This window comes from Pseudothioclava alba, assembly GCF_033100795.1.
Lineage (GTDB): Bacteria > Pseudomonadota > Alphaproteobacteria > Rhodobacterales > Rhodobacteraceae > Pseudothioclava.
In genome coordinates this window covers 1-1,408 of sequence record NZ_JAWLVI010000017.1, presented here as the reverse complement: position 1 = coordinate 1,408, position 1,408 = coordinate 1, and the positions used below count along the sequence as shown (strand labels likewise).

2 protein-coding genes and 1 pseudogene are annotated in these 1,408 nt (G+C 61.5%); all 3 read left to right on the top strand.

From position 1 onward, the window contains the following. Positions 1–84: 84 nt before the first annotated feature. The 3 genes and pseudogenes from RYZ20_RS15800 to RYZ20_RS15890 all read left to right on the top strand — a co-directional run bounded on the left by RYZ20_RS15800 (position 85) and on the right by RYZ20_RS15890 (position 1,386). Positions 85–342 carry a hypothetical protein gene (locus RYZ20_RS15800; RefSeq protein WP_317675175.1) on the top strand — a complete coding sequence of 86 codons (258 nt, stop codon included), beginning with the start codon at positions 85–87 and terminating at the stop codon, positions 340–342. Between the two features lie 11 nt (positions 343–353). Then, positions 354–1,245: pseudogene (tnpC, locus tag RYZ20_RS15895) on the top strand (IS66 family transposase); the annotation flags it as partial. Continuing rightward, positions 1,228–1,386, top strand: coding sequence for a transposase domain-containing protein (locus tag RYZ20_RS15890; RefSeq protein WP_411572362.1), 159 nt, complete (start codon positions 1,228–1,230; stop codon positions 1,384–1,386). The pseudogene tnpC and the gene RYZ20_RS15890, both read left to right, overlap by 18 nt. The last annotated feature ends 22 nt before the right edge of the window (positions 1,387–1,408 follow it).

Below are 1,408 nucleotides of genomic sequence, written 5' to 3'. Positions count from 1 at the left end.
GCAAAGGCCTGAAACGGCTGGGTAATATGCATTGAAGCACCTGTTTTTATGGGTAATTATTGGCGTTTGTGGTGAATGGTTTCCATGTCAGACACTGCTTCTGAAATTGCCAGATTGCGTGCCGCCCTTGGCCCGCAAATGGCCTGCGCCGAGGCCGCAGAAGCCCGCGCACAGGCGGCGGAAGCCGATCTGGCGCAGGCCCGCGCTTTGGCCTCCTGCACGGATGCGATGATCCAGGAATTGAAACTGGAGATCGCGAAGCTGCGGCGCGACAAATTCGGCATCTCCTCCGAGCGCCGCGCGCGGTTGGGGGCCACAGCTGATCGCCATGGTGGCCTTTGACAAGTGAGCGGGTGACCGCGACGCGTCCGAGAGAACCCGCGAACGGGCAGGCAGAGCGCATCGCGCGGGAGGGGATCGATCTCAGTCTGTCCACTCTGGCTGATCTGATCGGTCATGCCTGTGTGGCGCTGGCCCCGATCCATGCGCTGATCGAACGCTATATGCTGGCCGCAGGCCGCTTGCATGGTGACGATAGGACTGTGCCGCTTCTGGCTCGTGGCGGCACCAAAACGGCACTGCTGTGGACCTATGTGCGCGATGATCGCCCCCGGGATGGGGTGCGCCGCCTGCGGTCTTGTTCAAGTTCACCGGAAAGAACATCCGACACGGCATCTGGCCGGATGGCAGGGTGTGCTGCAATCGGACGTCTATGGCGGCTACAATGATCTCTATTTGGAAAATCGCAGCCTCGGTCCGGTGCGCACTGCGCTGTGTTGGTCATATGGCAGGCGCAAGTTCTTCGAACTGGCTGACATCAAGGCTATCGCCCGCAAAGGCAAAAAGGTGGCAGAGGAGATCCCGCCCATCGCGCTGGACGCTGTGACGCGGATCGACGCGATATTTGCGCTCGAGCGCGAAATCGCAGGTCTGTCAGCCGCAGCGCGTCTTGACGTGCGCCTGCAGCGCATCGCGCCGCTGGTCAATGATCTGCATGACTGGATGCTGACCGAGCGGGCCCGGATGTCAAAGCACAACCCTGTCGCCAAAGCGATCAATTACATGGTCGAGGGGAAAGGCCGTTGGGAAGCCTTCACGGCATTCCTGGGTGACGGGCGGTTTTGCCTGACGAATAATGCCGCCGAGCACGCTCTGCGCGGCATCGCATTGGGCAGAAAGGCGTGGCTGTTTGCAGGGTCTGAGCGCGGCGGCGACAGGGCGGCCTTTATGTATACCCTCATCGTCCCGGCAAAGATGAACGACATCGACCCGCAAGCATGGCTGGCAGACGTCCTGGCGCGGCTGCCGGACTTGCCCGTCTCGCGCCTCCCCGAATTGCTGCCGTGGCACTGGAAAACACAACAGGACGCCCTCAACGCACCCTGACCGTGGCCTTCGCCGGATGTTT